An 18579-nucleotide genomic window follows, 5' to 3' on the forward strand; every position below is an offset into this window, starting at 1 on the left:
TGCGTGCAGCGGTTCTTAGACAGCTCCACTCTCGCAACAGGAGGCCTTCACCTGTCAGCGAGTCACGCAACAACGTCCCTGGACATCACACCTAGGCGGCCCAAGGTGGCCCCATGCAGCCCCCCACCTCGCAGATGTCCTCCCCGTCCCGCCCCACCCGCCGTGCCGTCCTCGGCGGCGCCCTGGCCGGTACCGCCGGTGCCGCGCTCGCCGCTCCGGCCGCCTCCGGCCTCGTGGTCGCCCGCCCGGAGATCACCTCCGGCCTGCAGCTGGGCGACGTCACCCACGACGCCGGCATCGTCTGGTCGCGCTCCAGCGTGCCCGGGCGGATGCTCGTGACCCTCACCGACGAGCGCGGTCGCACCCGCCGTCTGCGCGGCCCGTGGACCGACCCGCGCCGCGACTGCACCGCCAAGCTGGCCCTGCACGGTCTGCGCCCCGGCACCCACCACGAGGTGGCGGTCAGCTTCGAGGACGCCGACGGCCGCGAGGGCCAGCGCGCCACCGGCACGTTCACCACCGCCGACACCGCCTCGGGCGCCACCTCGTTCGTGTGGACGGGTGACACCGCCGGCCAGGGCTGGGGCATCAACCCCGAGCTGGGCGGCATGCGCACCTACGCCGCCATGGCGGCCACGAAGCCGGACTTCTTCCTGCACTCCGGCGACACGATCTACGCCGACGGCCCCATCGAGGACACCGTCGTGGAGCCCGACGGGCAGGTGTGGCGCAATCTCGTCATCGACGAGGTGACCGAGGTGGCCCAGGACCTGCGCCAGTACCGCGGCCGCCACCGCTACAACCTCATGGACCACAACGTGCGCGAGCTGTACGCCCACGTGCCGGTGATCGCCCAGTGGGACGACCACGAGACCACCAACAACTGGTACCCCGGCGAGGTGCTGGACGACCCGAAGTACGACCGCGAGCGCCGGGTGGACGTGCTGGCCGGGTTCGCCCGTCGTGCGTTCTTCGAGTACCAGCCGCTCGCCGACGGCCACGGCCGCCGCCCGTGGACCCCCGAGGGCGGGGGCCGCATCCACCGCACCATCCACCGCGGTCGTCACCTGGACGTGTTCAGCCTGGACATGCGCACGTGGAAGGGCGACAACACCGCCAACACCGAGGCCCGTGCCACCCCGATCCTCGGGCAGCAGCAGGTGGCCTGGCTCATCCGCGAGCTGCGCCGCTCGACGGCCACATGGAAGGTGATCGCCAACGACCTGCCGCTGGGCCTCGTGGTGCCCGACGGCGACACCGCCCAGGAGGGCGTGGGCAACGCCGACGCGGGGCGCCCGCTGGGTCGCGAGCAGGAGATCGCCCAGGTGCTGCAGGCCATCGCGCGCCACGACATCAAGAACGTGGTGTGGCTGACCGCCGACGTGCACTACTGCGCCGCGCACCACTACGACCCGGCGCGGGCGTCCTTCACCGACTTCGCGCCGTTCTGGGAGTTCGTGGCCGGCCCGGTGAACGCCGGCACCTTCGGGCCCAACGACCTGGACGGCACCTTCGGCCCGCGGGTGGACTTCCAGAAGCACGCCGGGGAGCCCAACGAGTCGCCGCGTGTGGGCAACCAGTTCTTCGGGCACGTCGCCATCGACGAGGCGGGGCAGTTCACCGTCTCGCTGCGCGACGCCCAGGGAGCGGTGCTCTACACGCGCACCCTGCAGCCCGAGGGCGGGCCCATCGTCGACACCGGTGTGGACGCCGGGTCGACCTTCGGCCGGGCGCAGGACCTGCTCGGCGGCCTCGCCGGCTGAGCCCGGTCGCCCGTCACGTCGTGCCGGCCATTCCGCGGCCCCGCCGTAGGGTGGCCGGCATGGCTGTGCAGCCCGTAGGGTGGCCGGCATGACTGTGCAGAGGGGGATGCGACGGGGTGCCTGGGGGACGGGCGTGCTGGTGGCGGGGCTGGTGCTCGCCGGGTGCGGAGGGGGCACCGGGTCCGGTGCCGGGTCGCCGTCCGGGAGCGAGACGGTGGTCGACAGTCCGGCGGGGACCTCCGAGCCGTCCGTGACGCCGTCCGCCCCGGGCTCCGGGACGCCCTCGCCCCCCTCCGGTGCCCCGTCGTCCAGCCCGGCGAGCGACGACGCCAGTGCCCCCGTCACGCCGGCCCAGGACGCCGCGCCCAACCCGACGCCCGGTGAGGGCGGTGCGGTGTTCACCGGCCCCTACCTGCACCCGGACAGCATCACGCCGCGCGAGGTCACCGAGGTGGGGCCCCACACGATCGTCAATCGGGCCAACGCGCTGCCCGAGGACTGGGAGCCCGCCGAGCTCGTGGCCGTGGAGGGGGCGGCGAAGGAGGGCACGCCGATGCGGCTCGCGCCCGAGGCGGCCGCCGCGTGGGGCGAGCTGCGGGCGGCTGCCGCGGCCGACGGCATCGACCTGCGGATCAACGCCGCCTACCGGTCCTACTCCGAGCAGGAGGCGGTCTGGGAGCACTACGAGGCGCAGGACCCCGACCACGTGATGGTCTACACCGCCGCCCCGGGGCGCAGCGAGCACCAGATGGGGCTGGCCATCGACATCGCGGACATGCCGAAGTACCCGAAGCCGGTGGGGGACAACGCCCGGGGACGGTGGCTGCTGGAGCACGCGGCCGAGCACGGCTGGGTGCTGCGCTACCCGAAGGGTCGGGAGAAGGAGACCGGGTACCGCTACGAGGCGTGGCACTGGCGCTGGGTGGGCAAGGACCTGGCACAGCAGCTGGAGCGCGACCACGCGACGATGGAGCAGTGGGCCGGGCTCGTGCGATGACGCGCGGCAGGATCGGCGGCGCGCGCTGACGTGGGCAGAAATCGGTGGCCGACGGCGTTGTCCTCCTGAGAGGCTGGAGCCACGCACCACCAAAGGAGACCATGACCCACCCCCGACAGACCCCCGCCATCGAGCGTGCGGCCGCGCTGGCCGACGAGACCGAGGGCGGCTGGGTGCACGACGTCGACCGCGACGGCGACCAGTTCGACCGCGAGGAGCGCCGCGCGCTGCGCCGTGTGGACTCCCTGAGCACCGAGCTCGAGGACGTCAGCGAGGTCGAGTACCGCCGGGTGCGCCTGGAGCGCGTCGTGCTGGCCCACGTGCAGACCGACGGCACCACCGCCGATGCCGAGAACTCCCTGGCCGAGTTGGCCGCCCTGGCCGAGACGGCCGGGTCCACCGTGCTCACCGGCGTCATCCAGCGCCGGCAGAAGCCCGACCCCGCCACGTGGATGGGCTCGGGCAAGGCCGCCGAGCTGGCCGACATCGTGGCCGCCGAGGGCGCCGACACCGTCATCGCCGACGACGAGCTGGCCCCCAGCCAGCGCCGCGCCCTGGAGGACGTGGTGAAGGTCAAGGTCATCGACCGCACGGCGCTGATCCTCGACATCTTCGCCCAGCACGCCAAGAGCAGGGAGGGCCGCGCCCAGGTGGAGCTCGCCCAGCTGCAGTACCTGCTGCCCCGCCTGCGTGGTTGGGGTGAGTCGATGTCACGCCAGGCCGGTGGACGCGTGGCCGGCGGTGAGGGCATCGGCTCGCGCGGCCCCGGTGAGACCAAGATCGAGCTGGACCGCCGCCGCATCAACAGCCAGATGGCCAAGCTGCGCAAGCAGATCGCGCAGATGAAGACGGTGCGCGACACCAAGCGCTCCAGCCGCCGCGACCACCACGTGCCCTCGGTGGTCATCGCCGGGTACACCAACGCCGGCAAGTCCTCGCTGCTCAACCGGCTCACGCGCGCCGGGGTGCTGGTGGAGAACCAGCTGTTCGCCACCCTGGACCCCACCGTGCGCCGCACCCAGACCGCGGACGGCCGCGTGTTCACCCTCGCGGACACGGTCGGGTTCGTGCGCTCACTGCCGCACCAGCTGGTGGAGGCCTTCCGCTCCACGCTCGAGGAGGTGGCCGAGGCCGACCTCGTGCTGCACGTGGTGGACGGCTCCCACCCGGACCCCGAGAGCCAGATCTCCGCGGTGCGCGAGGTCCTGGCCGAGGTGATGGACGAGCACGGCGCCGAGTCGGTGAACGAGGTCGTCGTGGTGAACAAGGCCGATGCCGCCGACCCCGAGGTGCTGACCCGCCTGCTGCGGGCCGAGAAGCGGTCCATCGCCGTCTCCGCGCGGACCGGACAGGGCATCGACGAGCTGCGCGCGCTGGTGGAGGCCGAGCTGCCGCACCCCTCCATCGAGGTGGACCTGGTGGTGCCCTACGACCGGGGTGACCTGGTGGCCCGCGTGCACGCCGAGGGCGAGGTGCTGGCCGAGCGCCATCTGGAGGAGGGCACGCACCTGCGCGCCCGCATCAACGAGGACCTCGCCGGGGCGCTCACCCCGGTGGTGCGTCAGCAGGCGGGCTGAGGGGGCGACCCGCCGGGCTCAGGTGAAGCGAGCCCGGCGGGCGGCGCGGCGCAGGACCGCCAGCACGGCCGGGCCGGCCACGAGCACCAGGAGCGCGTTGGCGAGCGCCCGGCCGGCGTTCCATCCCATCGCGGTGGCGAGGTTGTACAGCCAGAAGCGGTGCAGGTTCTCGCCCACCGAGGCGCCGGGGGAGTAGGACAGGGCCGTCTCGTTGCCCAGGGTGAAGGGCCAGAAGGACAGGTCCATGAGCGCGCCGTAGGCGAACGAGGACACCACCGCGTACCCGGCCAGGAGCGCCACCTCCGCCCGGCCACGGAGGCCCGGCAGCAGGCCGGCGCCCAGGCCCACGAAGCCCGCCGCCAGCATCTGGAAGGGCAGCCACGGCCCCACCCCCGCGGTGAGCAGCGCCGAGGAGAACAGCGTGGTGGTGCCCAGCACGAAGCCGAACCCCGGCCCGAACACGCGGCCACCGAGCACCACGAGGAACAGCACGCCCTCCAGCCCGGCCACACCCGCCCCGAGGGGGCGCAGCACCGCGCCCAGCGCCGAGAGCACACCGAGCACGGCCAGGGCCTTGACGTCCATGCCCTGGCCGGTGAGCTGGCTGAGCGCCACCGCGATGACCACCGGCAGCAGCAGCGCGAACACCAGCGGTGCCTGCGTGGTGCCGGACAGTGTGGACTCCGGGCGCACCAGCAGCGGCCAGGTGAACGCGAGCAGGCCCATCACGGCCACGACGGCCAGGAGCACGGCGCTGCGCAGGTCGAGGCGCACCGCACGGGCGGGCGCGCGGCCGCGGAGGGTGGCGGCGGGCGGCAGGTCGCGCGGGGTCGGGCGGTTCCGGGTCACCGCGCCCCCTGCGGCGGGTGCACGGCATCGACGGTGAGCACGGGGTGCGGCGCGAACACCTTGGACACCTGCGGGGCGAAGGTGGGCGAGCTGGTGGCCACGCGGGCGGTGGGGCCGTCGGCCACGAGGTCCCCGTCGGCCACGAGCACCATGCGGTCGGTGGCCGCGGCGGCGAACTCCACGTCGTGCGTGGCCACTACCACGGCCGCCCCGTCGTCGGCCAGGCGGCGCAGCATCGTGGCCAGGTGGTCCTTGGTGGCGTGGTCCAGGCCGCGGGTGGGCTCGTCGAGCAGCACCACGCCGGGCGCGGCGGTGAGCTGGATGGCGAGCACCAGGGCCAGCCGCTGTCCCTCGGAGAGGTCGCGCGGGTGGGCGTCGGCCGGCAGCCTCACCCCGAGCCGCTCGAGCACGGCCCAGGCGGTGCCGGGGGCGGCACCGGACTCGGCATCGGCCTGGGCGAGCTCGTCGGCCACGGTCTCCAGCCAGAGCAGGGCGGTGGCGTCCTGCGGCACGAGCGTCACCTGGCGTCGCGCCTCGGTGGGCGCCAGCGATGCCGGGTCGTCACCCGCCGCCGTGGTCACCGTGCCCGCCGCGCGCCGCCCCGTGCCCTGCAGCGCCCAGAGCAGGGAGGACTTGCCCGACCCGTTGCGGCCCATGAGCGCCACCACCTCGCCGGCGGCCAGGTCGAGGTCCACACCGGCTACGGCCAGGAGCCGTCCGTGCTCCACCCGCACGCCGCGGGCGGTGAGGGCCAGCCGGTCCGATGCGGTGCGCCGCCCCAGGGGGCGGGCGGCCGGACGCCGGCGGAGCAGGCCGCGGGCGGGGGTGGCGCGGTCCAGGGCCTCGAGCGCCCCGGCATCGGGGGCGGACCCGCCACCGGGCGCGTGCCCCGCATCGAGGAAGACGCCCGGGCCCCCGGCATCGGCCACGCGGCGCCGCGCCTCGCGCACCGAGAGCGGCACGTCGGCCCACCCCGCCGCCCGGGCCAGGCGCGCCAGGGGCGTGGCGAGCTCGGCCCCGGCGAGCACGGTGCGGGGGTCGCCGGAGCGCACGCTGCCGTCGCAGGGCAGCCAGACGAGCTGGTCGGCCACGTGCAGCACGCGCTCCAGCCGGTGCTCGGCCAGCACCACGGTGAGGCCCACCTCGTGCACCAGCGTGGTGACCGCCGAGAGCACGTCCTGCGCGGACGTGGGGTCGAGCGCGCTGGTGGGCTCGTCGAGCACGAGCACCCGCGGCTGGGCGGCCAGCACGGCGGCGATGGCCACGCGCTGCTGCTGCCCGCCGGAGAGCTCGGCCAGCCCGCGGCGGCGCAGGTCGGCGATGCCCATGACGTCGAGCGTCTCCTCCACGCGCTTGCGCATGGCCTCGGGGTGGATGCCGAGCTGCTCCATGCCGTAGGCCACCTCGTCCTCCACCGTGTCGGTGACGAAGCCGGCCAGCGGGTCCTGCCCCACCCAGCCGACGGTGTCGGCCAGGTCGCGCGGGACGTGGGTGCGGGTGGAGCGGCCGTGGACGAGCACCTCGCCGGCCAGGGTGCCGCCGGAGAAGTGGGGCACCAGCCCGTTGAGCAGGCCGAGCAGTGTGGACTTGCCGGCGCCGGTGCGCCCGGCCACCACGGCGAGGTCGCCCTCGCGGACGGTGAGGTCCACCCCGCGCAGCACGGGGCGGGGCGCGTCGGCGTGGGTGAGGGTGACGCCGCGCAGCTCCAGAGCGGGGGTCATGCGGGCTCCTCGATGCGGTGGGGTCGGGTCGGGTGGGGCCGGGCGGCGTGGGTGCGGGTGGGCCCGGGGGCCGCGACCACGGGCACGGCTGCCAGGGCGGGCACGACGAGCATCAGCGGGTGCAGCTGCGGCGTGGCCAGGGGTTCCACCGGCGGGTTGAGCCACGCGGGGCGCAGCGGGGAGGGCACGGGCAGCTCGCCGCCGAGCCAGAGCACCGCCAGCAGCGCGGCCAGCCCGGCGAGCGCCACCAGCGTCTCGGGGGTGCGCCAGGGGTCGGGGCGGTAGCGGGTGGTGGCGGCCCCGCGGCCGGAGAGCCACAGCCCCGCGGCCGCGGCGGCCACGCCGGCGGCCAGCACGACCGGGCCGGTCCACACCGGCAGCCCGGTGCCGTGCAGGGCGCCCGCCCCGCCGAGCAGCACGAAGGTGCCGTAGGTCAGGGCCACCACGGAGCCCAGCAGCAGCGTCCCCACGAGGCGCCGCGGCGTGCCGGGGCGGGTGCGCCCGAAGCCGCGGGCCTCCATGCCGGCGGCCAGCGCCATCGACTGCTCCACCGCGTCCTCGAGCACCGGCACCAGCAGCGTGCGCACCATCCGCAGGCCACGTGTGCGTCCGCCGCGCAGGCGCCGGGCGTGGTGGGCCCGCACCCCGGAGACCACGAGCTGCGGGGCCACGGTGAGGGCGATGACCACGGCCACCGACACCTCGTGGAGTGCCGAGGGCACCGAGCGCAGCGCCCGCCGCGGGTTGGCCAGGGCGTTGGCGGCGCCCACGCACAGCAGCATCGCGCCCAGGCGCAGCGCGTCGTAGACCGTGGCCAGGAGGAACTCCGCCCGCACCGGACCGCCCACGCGGATGCCGGCCGCCCAGTCGGGCAGGGGCAGCTCGGGCAGCGTGAACAGCACCGTGCCGGGCCGGTCGGAGCCCAGCAGCACCTGGAGCACCACGCGCACCAGGACCACCATCGCGGCCAGCAGGAGGTACACGCGCAGGCTGCGGGCCCACAGGTCGTCGGTGCGCTTGAGCAGCGCCACGGACACCACGGCGGCGGCCACCAGCAGCACCAGCAAGGGGTTGGTCGTCATCGACACCGCCGCGGCCACGAGCAGCGCCCACGCCCACCACGCCCACGGGTGCAGCCGCCGGCCGGTGGTCCGGGTGCCCTCCCGGGCGACACGTGGGGCAGGGACGACGGCGCCCGTCGGGACCGCCGCAGGGTGCGGCGGTCCCGACGGGCGGGCCCGGTAGGTGGCCGTCACCGGCGGCCGAAGCGCATCCAGGCTCCGACGGCGAGGGCGGCCGCGGCGAGCAGGCCGAGGGTCCACAGCAGACCGGACGAACCGCCCTCCGGGGCCACCTGCGAGGACTCCGAGGAGGCGGACTCGGAGGCCGAGGCGCTCGGGGACGGTGCGTCCTCGGAGGCCGACGGGGCGGGGGACTCCGCCGGGCCCTCGGAGGCGCCGGCGGAGGGCGAGGGCGACGATGGGGCGCCGTCCTTCGCCGCGGCAGGGGCCGTGGCGCCGGGCAGGTCCGCCTCGCCGGCGCCCCAGCTCCAGCCCTCCACCTGGCCCGGCTCCGGGTCGGTCTGGTTGGCGGCCTTGGTGGCGAAGGACCACGTGCCGCCCGGCTGCTTGGCCTGGAAGTACGCCCAGAAGTTGGTGCCGTCGAAGTCGCCGCAGGTCCACCCCTTCTCCTCGCGGGGGAAGGGCTCACCGGCCACGGCCAGCTGGCAGATCATGCCGTTCTTGTCGTGCGTGACCTTCACGCCGGCGGCCTCGAGGGCGGCCTCGCCGGACTCCGGGTCGCCCACGGCGCAGCGGGTGACGGTCTCCTCGGGGGTACGCACCACCACGGTGACGCCCTCCTCGGGCGAGCAGGCGCCGTCGTGGCCGGTGCGGGAGGCGGCCACGCGGGCAGCCGGCACGGCATCGGCGGTCAGGGCGGTGGCGGTGGCGCCAGTGGCGGGAGCGGTCAGCGCGATGCCGGTGGCGGCGACGAGCAGGAGGGGGGAGCGGCGCATCTCGGGCGGCCTTTCGGTCCTGGCCTCGGGGTCCAGAGGCCGGGCGGGCTCGCGGCGGCGGCTGGCTCCCCGCAGACCACGGCGGGCGTGTGAGCCGAGGTCCACCGGGCGTTCCGACTGCGGCGCTGCGGCCTCACGGTTGCGGGTCAGTGCCGGACTCGCACCGGCTTTCCCCACTGGATCTCGCGCGGCGAGGCTACCACCGGGGCGCCCGCACACAGGGTGCTCGCGCGAGCCGCCGACCGTCCCCAGCCGGGGGCCACGCGCCGGCCGGTCGGTGGGGGTGACGCTCTAGGGTTCTCCCATGCCGTCGCCCTCCTCGCCCCCCGCCAGCGACCCTGCTGCCGTGGCGGGCCTGCTGGCCGATGCCGTTGCCGCCGTGGGAGGTTCCCCGCGCGAGGGGCAGGAGCAGATGGCCCGCGCCGTGGCCGAGGCGGTGCAGCGCACAGAGCACCTGCTGGTGCAGGCCGGTACCGGCACGGGCAAGTCGCTGGCCTACCTGGTGCCCGCAGTGGCGCACGCCGTGGCCACCGGGCGGCCCGTGGTGGTGGCCACCGCCACCCTGGCGCTGCAGGCCCAGATCGTGGACCGCGACCTGCCCCGCGTGGCCGAGGCCCTCCGCTCCGCGATGGGGCGGCCCATCACCTACGCGCTGGTCAAGGGCCGCAACAACTACCTGTGCCAGCACAAGCTGCTCGGCGGCTTCCCCGACGACGACGCCGACGCCCTGGTCTCGATGGGGCAGGTGGACGCCGAGCGCTCCGCCCTGGGGGAGGAGGTCGTCCGCCTGCGGGACTGGGCCGAGGTGACCGAGTCCGGCGACCGCGACGAGCTCGTGCCGGGCGTCTCGAACCGCGCCTGGCGGCAGGTCTCGGTGAGCGCCCGCGAGTGCTTCGGCGCCTCGCGCTGCCCGGCGGCGGCCGAGTGCTTCGTGGAGCTCTCCCGTGAGGCCGCCAAGGACGTGGACGTCATCGTCACCAACCACGCCTTCCTGGCCATCGACGCCATCGAGGGGCGCGCGATGCTGCCCGAGCACGACCTGCTCGTGGTCGACGAGGCGCACGAGCTGGTGGACCGCGTCACCGGCGTGGCCACCGACGAGCTGACCCCCGGCTCCGTGGCCATCGCGGCCAAGCGCGCCGCCAAGCACGCGGACGTCGACCGTCTCGAGGAGGCCGAGGAGGCGCTCGCCCAGGCGCTCGCCCCGCTGCCGGAGGGCACGCTGCGCGGCATGCCGGACGCCCTCGCCGACGCCCTCGTGGTGCTGCGCGACGCCGCCCGGGGGGTGTCCACCGACCTCAAGCCGGAGAAGGGCGAGAAGGCCGACGGGCCCCAGCAGACCGCCCGGGCCGCCGTGGACGAGGTGGGCGACGTGGCCCAGCGCCTGCTCGAGGAGCGCGAGCTCGACGTGGTGTGGGTGGCTCCCGACCACCGCACCAACCAGCCCCGCAACGTGCTGCGCGTGGCCCCCATGAGCGTGGCGATGCTGCTGCGCGAGAAGGTCTTCACCGAGCGCACCGTGGTCATGACCAGCGCCACCCTCGAGCTGGGCGGGTCCTTCGACGCGGTGGCCGGCAGCCTCGGCCTGGTGGGCTCGGGCGCCCCAGCCTGGCGCGGCCTCGACGTGGGCAGCCCCTTCGACTACCCCCGGCAGGCCATGGCCTACGTGGCCGCCCACCTGCCCGCCCCCGGGCGCGACGGCGCCGCCCCGGAGCAGCTCGACGAGATGGAGGCCCTCGTCCGGGCCGCCGGCGGGCGCACCCTGGGGCTCTTCTCCTCGATGCGGGCCGCCCGCGCCGCCGCCGAGGAGATGCGTACCCGGCTCGGGGACGACGTGCCCGTGCTCTGCCAGGGCGAGGACCAGCTGCCCACGCTGGTGCGGCAGTTCGCCGGTGACGCGCGGACCTGCCTGTTCGGCACCCTCTCGCTGTGGCAGGGCGTGGACGTGCCCGGCTCGGCCTGCCAGCTGGTGCTCATCGACCGCATCCCCTTCCCGCGGCCCGACGACCCGCTGAGCGCGGCCCGCTCGCAGGCCATCGCGCGCAACGGCGGCAACGGGTTCATGGCCGTCTCGGCCACGCACGCGGCACTGCGGCTCGCGCAGGGCACCGGCCGCCTGGTGCGCCGCGCGGACGACCGGGGCGTGGTGGCCTTCCTCGACCCGCGGATCATGACCGCCCGCTACGCCGGCTTCCTGCAGCGGAGCCTGCCGCCCTTCTGGCCCACCACGGACCGCGCGCTGGTGCTCGGAGCCCTGCAGCGGCTGGACGCCACCGCCCCCGAGCCGCTGCCGGTGGCGCAGGTGGTCGCCCGCTCGATGGTGGGCACCGGCCGGGCCGGTGCACCGCCGGTCTCGCGCTCGGCCCGCACCGCCGTCACCGGGGGCGAGGCGTGGACCGACGCCGACGACGCCGCCCTGCGCGAGGCCCTGGAGGACGCGTGCGACGAGACGGGGCAGGCCCGCATCGAGGACGTGGCGCGCGCCGTGGACCGGGCGCCGGACGTGGTGGCCGCCCGGCTGGAGCAGTTGGACCTGACCCTGGGGAGCCGTGATGCCTGACCTTCCGCCGCTGGTGCTCGTCAAGGGCCCCGAGGAGCTGCTCGTCGACCGCGCCGTGGACCAGGTGGTGGCCAGCGCGCGGGCGCTCGACCCCGAGGTGGAGGTGGTGCGCGTGCAGGGCGACGCGTACACCCCCGGCGAGGTGGCGATGGCGCTCAGCCCCAGCCTCTTCGGCGGTGGCAGCGTGGTGGTGGTGCGCCACTTCGAGCTGGCCTCCGAGCAGCTGGCGCAGGAGGTCATGGCTGGCGTGACCGACCCCGGGGAGGGCAACGTGCTCGTGGTCTCGCACCGGTCGGGGACCAAGCACAAGCGGGTGCTGGACGCGATGGCCAAGGCCCACGCGCACACCCTCGAGGCGCCGGCGCTCAAGCGGGACGGCGACAAGGCCACGTTCGTGCAGAAGGAGTTCCGGGCGGCGCGGCGCCGCATCGACGCCGACGCGGTGCAGGTGCTCGTGGCCGCGGCGGGGTCCGACGCCCGCACCCTGGCCGCGGCGTGCTCGCAACTCATCGAGGACACCGAGGGCACGGTCACCACCGAGGAGGTGAACCTCTACCACGGCGGCAAGGTGGAGACCACGGGCTTCAAGGTGGCCGAGGCGGCCTTCGCGGGGAACCGGGCCGAGGCGCTGCGGCTGGTGCGCCACGCGATGCTGGGCGGGCTCGACCCGGTGCCGATCGTGGCGGTGATGGCCGGGCAGGCGCGGCAGATCGGGCTGGTGGCCTCGGCCGGCAACCGGAGCTCGGGGCAGGTGGCCAAGGAGCTGGGCATGGCGCCGTTCATGGTGGACAAGGCCCGGCGCATGATGCGGGGCTGGGACGGGCACCGCCTCGGGCTGGTGGTGCAGGCCCTGGCGCGCTGCGACCACGAGGTGAAGGGCGCTGCGCGCGACCCGCACTCGGCGGTGGAGCGACTGGTGGACGAGGTCTGCCGCCTGCACGGCTGAGCGGCCGGGCGGGGTGTCCGGGCGGCGACGTCGGCCGGGCCGGGCGCGGGGTGCGTCCTCGCGGTGTGTCGCCGGGTGCGGGATGCGGCGCGCTGGCGCGTCATGCGGTAGCCTGTCCCGCACTGCCGACGCGCCAGAGGGTCGTGCGCACGGCACAGATTTGCGAGTACCGCTCAACCACGGGCATCCCCACGTCCGGTCCCGAGCGACTGCTCTCGCCCTCGAGCGATCACCTCGTGACGCCACACCATCGGGTCGAGCCCGACGTGGACCGCGGGTGGCCGCGCAGACACAAACATCAACGACCTCATCGGGAGAGACCCACGTGGCGAACATCAAGTCGCAGAAGAAGCGCGTTCTGACGAACGCCAAGCGCACCGAGCGCAACCGCGCGTACAAGTCGGAGCTGCGCACCTGGATCCGCAAGTTCCGTGCCGCCGCCGAGTCCGGCGACGCCGCCGCCGCGCAGGACGCCCTGCGTATGGCCAGCAAGAAGCTGGACAAGGCCGTGAGCAAGGGCGTGATCCACAAGAACCAGGCCGCCAACAAGAAGTCGGCCATGGCCAAGCGCGCCGCCGCTCTCTGAGAGCCGGCACCCACGCCTGACGGGGCGGTCACCTTCGGGTGGCCGCCCCGTTCGCGCGTCCGGGGGCGGGTGGGCGCGTGGGCGGGCGGTCGGGTCAGGTGCGTGTGCTTGGTCCTTCTCGATCCGCGGGAAGGACCAAGCACACGGGACGGCTTGCCGGTGGCACCGTCCCCAAAGGGGGCCTGGGTGGGGCGCAGGACCTCTGCGGGTCCACAGGTGGCGGGGCGGCACAAGCCGTGGATGCAGCGATCCGATGTGGACTGGGTTCGTGGGCGGGCTCTGGGGGCGTGTGGAGGTGCCCGGTCTGGAGAACCTGGGCGTGGTCAGTCGCCCACAGCTGCTCGAGGCCGGGTGCTCCAGTGCATCCGTGGGCCGGGCTGCCCGTGACTGGGCGGTCCTGCTGCCCGGGGTGTACTGGTGCACGCCCTCCGCCGAGGTGCTGGACCTCTGCCGTGGTGGGCGCCGTCCCGGCCACGCCATCACCTGGCCGGAGGTTCCGTGGGAGGTCCGGGCGCGGGCCGCACTCCTCCGCTGGCCCGCGGCCCGGCTGGCGGGGACGAGCGCCGCGCACGCCGATGGCTGGGGCCCGGAGCCGGCGGGTGTCTCGCTCCTCGCCCCAGCGGGCCGGGCCGTCCACGCGGCGCACGGCGTGGACGTGCGCCGGGAGCGCCCCGGTGTCCGGGCCCCGTCGCGCCCGGCGGACCTGCGCCGCACCCGCCCCGAGGACACCTTGGTGGACGTCGTGGACAGGATGCCACCTGAGGCACGCAGCGAGGTGTTCACCTGGTTGGCGCGGGCGCTGGGCCACCGGGTGACGCGACCCGACCTGCTGCAGGACACGCTCCGGCGGCGCCGCCAGGTGCGCCACCGCCGTGAGCTCACGGAGGCGCTGGAGGACCTCGCGCGAGGCACCGCGTCCCACCTCGAGCGCCGGTACATGGCGGACGTGCACCGCCGGCACGGCCTGCCCCCGGCCCATCAGCAGGCGCCGGTCGCCTCCGGGGTCCCCGGGAGGGGTGCCTTCGCGGACGTGGCCTACCGCGGCCCCGGGGTGCTGGTGGAGCTCGACGGTCGGCTGGGCCACGTGGGGGAGGGCGTTCTCCGGGACCGGCGACGCGACAACGCCAACACCCTGGCCGGCTGGGCCACGCTCAGGTTCGGGTGGCACGACGTGGTGGGTGACCCGTGCGCGGTGGCGAGGGACGTGGCGCAGGCCCTCGCGGCGCGGGGATGGCGGTCGACCTGGCGTCCGTGTGCTCGATGTTGACCGGATGCCGGGAAGGAACGAGCACACGGCCAGGCCAGGGAGCAGGTCTGCTCCACCCACCCCGCAGGCGCCCGCGCACGGGGCACGCCCCGGCCCTGCGCTACCATCGCAGCATGTTGGCCGCGACCCTGCTCCTTCCACAGCCGCGATGACTCCCTGAGCATCGCGGCCACCCCTCCTGTGCGAGGGGCTTTTTCGTGTCAGGGGCCGGAACGCCCCCGCCATGCGGGCCTTCCGGCCACTCCGGGCCGCGCCACGACCGGCCACCCATCCAGCCACCCACCACCGTCAGGAGACCTGATGAGCGAGAACCACCGCGACGAGACCCCCTACCGCTACACGGCGCGGCTCGCGGGGGAGATCGAGAAGCGCTGGCAGGACCGGTGGGAGGCCGAGGGCACCTTCCGCGCCCCCAACCCGGTGGGCGACCTGGCACCGCAGGACCCCGCTGCCCGGGCTGCCGTGGCGGACCAGCCCAAGCTGATGATCCAGGACATGTTCCCGTACCCCAGCGGCGCGGGCCTGCACGTGGGCCACCCGCTGGGCTTCATCGCCACCGACGTCTACGCCCGCTACCAGCGCACCACCGGCCGCAACGTGCTCTACACGATGGGCTTCGACGCGTTCGGCCTGCCCGCCGAGCAGTACGCCGTGCAGACCGGGCAGCACCCGCGCACCACCACCGAGGCCAATATCGCCACCTACCGACGCCAGCTGCGGCGCCTGGGTCTGAGCCACGACGACCAGCGCACGTACGCCACCATCGACCCGGCGTACTACAAGTGGACCCAGTGGATCTTCCTGCAGATCTACAACTCCTGGTACGACCCGCAGGCCCCCGGCCGCCGCCCGGGCACCACCGGCCGCGCCCGCCCCATCGAGGAGCTGGAGGCCGCCTACGCCAGCGGTGAGGTCCCCACCCCGGACGGTCGTCCGTGGGACCAGCTCGATGCGGGGGAGCGCGCCGACGCGGTCGACGCCCGCCGTCTGGCGTACCTGAGCGACGCCCCGGTGAACTGGGTGCCGGGCCTGGGCACGGTCGTGGCCAACGAGGAGGTCACCGCCGAGGGCCGCTCCGAGCGCGGCAACTTCCCGGTCTTCCAGCGCAATCTGCCGCAGTGGATGATGCGCATCACCGCCTACGCCGACCGGCTGGTGGACGACCTGGACCGGCTGCAGTGGCCGGACTCGGTGGCCACCATGCAGCGCAACTGGATCGGCCGCAGTACCGGCGCCCGCGTCTTCTTCGACGTCGCCGTGCCCCAGTCCGCCACCCTGCCGACCGGCCCGGACGGCCAGCCGCGGCTGGAGGTCTTCACCACCCGGCCGGACACGCTGTTCGGCGTCACGTTCATGGTGGTGGCCCCGGAGCACCCGGTGGCCGATGCGGTGCCGGCCGCCTGGCCGGAGGGCACCGAGGACGCCTGGACCGGTGGGCACGAGACTCCGCGGGAGGCCGTCGCCGCCTACCGGGAGGCCACCGCCCGCAAGTCCGATCTGGACCGGCAGGCCGACGACAAGAGCAAGACCGGCGTGTTCACCGGCATCTGGGCCACCAACCCGGTGACCGGTCAGCAGGTGCCGGTGTTCGTGGCCGACTACGTCCTGATGGGGTACGGCACCGGCGCGATCATGGCCGTCCCCGGGCAGGACCAGCGGGACCACGACTTCGCCACGCAGTACGGCATCGACGTGGTGCGCACCGTGCAGCCGACCGAGGGCCACCCCGACGACCAGGCCTTCACCGGTGAGGGCCCGGCCATCAACTCCAGCAATGAGAAGGTCGACCTGGACGGCCTGGGCGTCGCCGAGGCCAAGGCCCGGATGCTGGAGCACCTGCAGTCCGCCGGCACCGGCGAGGAGGCCATCACCTACAAGCTGCGGGACTGGCTGTTCAGCCGCCAGCGCTACTGGGGCGAGCCGTTCCCGATCGTCTGGGACGCCGACGGCCGCGCCCACGCCGTGCCCGCCGACCAGCTGCCGGTGGAGCTGCCCGAGGTGGCCGACTACAGCCCCAAGACCTACGACCCGGAGGACTGGGACACCCAGCCGGAGTCCCCGCTGGGCCGCAACACCGACTGGGTCAACGTCACCCTCGACCTGGGCGACGGCCCGAAGCAGTACCGCCGCGAGACCAACACGATGCCCAACTGGGCCGGCTCGTGCTGGTACGAGCTGCGCTACGCCGACCCCACCAACTCCGAGGCCTTCATCGACCCGGAGCTGGAGGAGTACTGGCTGGGCGCCGGGCGCGGCTTCGGCGAGGGCGTGGCCGACGACCCGGGCGGCGTGGACCTCTACGTCGGCGGTGTGGAGCACGCGGTGCTGCACCTGCTGTACGCCCGCTTCTGGCACAAGGTGCTCTTCGACCTGGGCCACGTGTCCTCCGAGGAGCCCTTCCGCCGCCTGTTCAACCAGGGCATGGTGCAGGCCTTCGCCTACCGTGACGACCGCGGCCAGCCGGTGCCGGCCGCCGAGGTGACCGAGCGCGAGGACGCCGACCACCCGCGGGCGCAGGACGGCATCGTGTACGAGTGGAACGGCCAGCCGGTCACCCGCGAGTACGGGAAGATGGGCAAGTCGCTGAAGAACGTGGTGACGCCCGACGAGATGTGCGAGTCCTACGGCGCCGACGTCTTCCGTGTGTACGAGATGTCGATGGGGCCGCTGGACGCCTCCCGCCCGTGGGACACCCGCGCGGTGGTCGGGTCGCAGCGCTTCCTGCAGCGGCTGTGGCGTGCGGTGGTCGACGAGGCCACCGGCGAACTGCGCGTCACCGAGGACGCCCCCGACGCCGACACCACCCGGGCCCTGCACCGCACGATCGCGGGGGTGGCGGACGACTACGAGAACCTGCGCTTCAACACGGCGGTCTCCAAGCTCATCGAGCTGACCAACGCGGTCACCAAGCTGGGTGCGGTGCCGCGCGCCGTGGCCGAGCCGCTGGTGCAGATGGTGGCGCCGCTGGCCCCGCACCTGGCCGAGGAGCTGTGGAGCCGCCTGGGGCACGCGGAGTCGCTGGCCACGGTGGACTTCCCGCAGGCCGACGAGGGCCAGCTGGTGGCCGAGACCGTCACCTGCGTGGTGCAGGTCAAGGGCAAGGTGCGCGACCGCCTCGAGGTGGCGCCCGACATCGCCGACGACGAGCTGGAGGCCACCGCCCTGGCCAGCGAGAAGGTCCAGGCGTTCATCGACGGCGCGCCGGTGCGCAAGGTGATCGTCCGGGCCCCCAACCTCGTGAACATCGTCGTCTGATGACGCCGCGCGTCGCCGTGGTGACCGACTCCACCGCGGACCTCCCGATGGCCAGCGGCCCCGACACCGGGCTGGTGGTGCCGCAGGTGCCCCTGCACGTGGTCGTCGACGGCCGCAGCCACCGGGAGGGCGTGGACCTCGACCCGGCGCAGCTCGTGGAGGCGCTGGAGTCCAGGGTGGCGGTGAGCACGGCCTCCCCGGGTCCGGCGGACTTCGAGGAGGTGTGGCGGCGCGCGCTCGACGGCGGTGCCGAGCACGTGGTGAGCGTGCACCTCTCGGGGCGCATGTCCTCCACGGTGGAGGTGGCGCGGTCCACGGCGGCGTCCTCGGGGCTGCCGGTGACGGTGCTGGACTCCCGCAGCGTGGCGGCAGGCCTCTCGGCGCCCGTGCTGGCCGGGGCGCGGGCGGCCACGGCCGGGGCGTCGGTGGACGAGGTCGTGGCCGTGGTGGAGCGGTCGGCGGACCACACGCAGGCGCGCTTCGTGGTGGAGTCCCTGGACCGCTTGCGGCGGGGCGGGCGCATCGGAGCGGCGCAGGCGTTCATCGGGACGGCGCTCGCGGTCAAGCCGCTGCTGCAGGTGGCGCGCGACGGCTCGGTGGACGGCTGGCAGAAGGTGCGCACGCTGCGGGCGGCCCGGGCGGCGCTCCTGGCCTGGGGCCAGGAGGCGGCGGCCTCGCAGGCCGACGCGGTGGTGGACAGCCTGGGCGAGGACGAGTTCAGCGACGGCGAGGGCGTGGCGGTGGACGTGGCCGTGCAGCACCTGGGGCGCCCGGAGGTGGCCCAGGAGATGGCCTCGGCACTGGAGGCGGCGCTGGACGAGTCGGCTTCGGTGACGGTCTCCCGGCTGGGGGCCGTGGTGGGCGCGCACACCGGGGTGGGCACGGTGGCGATCGTCGTGGCCCCGCGGGTCGAGGGCGACCCCGGGCGGTGGACGCCAGCGCCCTGAGGTGGCGCCGTGGGGGGCGTCCTGCGGCGGCCCCTGTGGACGGCGGCGAGGAGCGGCCTGCTCGTCCACAGCGCGGCCCGCGGTCATCCCGCTC

13 protein-coding genes are annotated in these 18579 nt (G+C 74.8%); 9 read left to right on the forward strand and 4 right to left on the reverse strand.

Going from position 1 to position 18579, the window contains the following annotated elements; translation table 11 throughout:
• Positions 1-113: 113 nt before the first annotated feature.
• The 3 genes from CYJ76_RS07120 to hflX all read left to right on the forward strand — a co-directional run bounded on the left by CYJ76_RS07120 (position 114) and on the right by hflX (position 4337).
• Positions 114-1763, forward strand: a complete 1650-nt coding sequence (locus CYJ76_RS07120) for an alkaline phosphatase D family protein (RefSeq protein ID WP_070703356.1) — start codon at positions 114-116, stop codon at positions 1761-1763.
• A gap of 88 nt (positions 1764-1851) precedes the next feature.
• A complete protein-coding gene (locus CYJ76_RS07125; RefSeq protein WP_101849662.1) occupies positions 1852-2760 on the forward strand; it encodes a M15 family metallopeptidase in 909 nt (302 codons plus the stop codon).
• A 101-nt stretch (positions 2761-2861) separates the two neighbouring features.
• Positions 2862-4337 carry a GTPase HflX gene (gene hflX, locus CYJ76_RS07130; RefSeq protein WP_101849663.1) on the forward strand — a complete coding sequence of 492 codons (1476 nt, stop codon included), beginning with the start codon at positions 2862-2864 and terminating at the stop codon, positions 4335-4337.
• Between the two features lie 18 nt (positions 4338-4355).
• Here hflX and CYJ76_RS07135 read toward each other — a convergent pair whose 3' ends face one another.
• Genes CYJ76_RS07135 through CYJ76_RS07150 form a run of 4 tightly spaced genes read right to left on the reverse strand, consistent with a single transcriptional unit; the run spans position 4356 to position 8924 of the window.
• Positions 4356-5186, reverse strand: a complete 831-nt coding sequence (locus tag CYJ76_RS07135) for an ECF transporter S component (RefSeq protein WP_238138179.1) — start codon at positions 5184-5186, stop codon at positions 4356-4358.
• Positions 5183-6907, reverse strand: coding sequence for an ABC transporter ATP-binding protein (locus CYJ76_RS07140; protein ID WP_101849664.1), 1725 nt, complete (start codon positions 6905-6907; stop codon positions 5183-5185). Before CYJ76_RS07140 ends, CYJ76_RS07135 begins: the two co-directional genes overlap by 4 nt.
• Complete coding sequence (locus CYJ76_RS07145; RefSeq protein WP_331250398.1) at positions 6904-8229, reverse strand: CbiQ family ECF transporter T component; 1326 nt, start codon at positions 8227-8229, stop codon at positions 6904-6906. Before CYJ76_RS07145 ends, CYJ76_RS07140 begins: the two co-directional genes overlap by 4 nt.
• Entirely contained in the window at positions 8160-8924 is a 765-nt protein-coding gene (locus tag CYJ76_RS07150) for a hypothetical protein (protein ID WP_101849666.1), read from the reverse strand. Before CYJ76_RS07150 ends, CYJ76_RS07145 begins: the two co-directional genes overlap by 70 nt.
• Positions 8925-9228: 304 nt before the next feature.
• On the opposite strand from CYJ76_RS07150, the gene CYJ76_RS07155 reads away from it, so the two are divergent.
• The 6 genes from CYJ76_RS07155 (at position 9229) to CYJ76_RS07180 (ending at position 18485) form a co-directional block, all read left to right on the forward strand.
• The gene (locus tag CYJ76_RS07155) at positions 9229-11484 is read left to right on the forward strand and encodes an ATP-dependent DNA helicase (protein ID WP_101849667.1); all 2256 of its coding nucleotides are present in this window, start codon (positions 9229-9231) and stop codon (positions 11482-11484) included.
• Positions 11477-12430, forward strand: a complete 954-nt coding sequence (gene holA / locus CYJ76_RS07160) for a DNA polymerase III subunit delta (protein WP_070703213.1) — start codon at positions 11477-11479, stop codon at positions 12428-12430. Before CYJ76_RS07155 ends, holA begins: the two co-directional genes overlap by 8 nt.
• A 325-nt stretch (positions 12431-12755) precedes the next feature.
• Entirely contained in the window at positions 12756-13016 is a 261-nt protein-coding gene (gene rpsT / locus CYJ76_RS07165; RefSeq protein ID WP_070703212.1) for a 30S ribosomal protein S20, read from the forward strand.
• A gap of 253 nt (positions 13017-13269) precedes the next feature.
• Positions 13270-14283 (forward strand): PDDEXK family nuclease, encoded by a 1014-nt coding sequence (locus CYJ76_RS07170; protein ID WP_101849668.1) that lies wholly within the window; start codon positions 13270-13272, stop codon positions 14281-14283.
• 300 nt (positions 14284-14583) lie between these two features.
• Positions 14584-17538, forward strand: coding sequence for a leucine--tRNA ligase (gene leuS, locus CYJ76_RS07175; protein ID WP_101849669.1), 2955 nt, complete (start codon positions 14584-14586; stop codon positions 17536-17538).
• Entirely contained in the window at positions 17538-18485 is a 948-nt protein-coding gene (locus CYJ76_RS07180; RefSeq protein WP_101849670.1) for a DegV family protein, read from the forward strand. Before leuS ends, CYJ76_RS07180 begins: the two co-directional genes overlap by 1 nt.
• The last annotated feature ends 94 nt before the right edge of the window (positions 18486-18579 follow it).

The organism is Kytococcus schroeteri (assembly GCF_002847825.1).
Taxonomy (GTDB): Bacteria; Actinomycetota; Actinomycetes; order Actinomycetales; family Dermatophilaceae; genus Kytococcus; species Kytococcus schroeteri.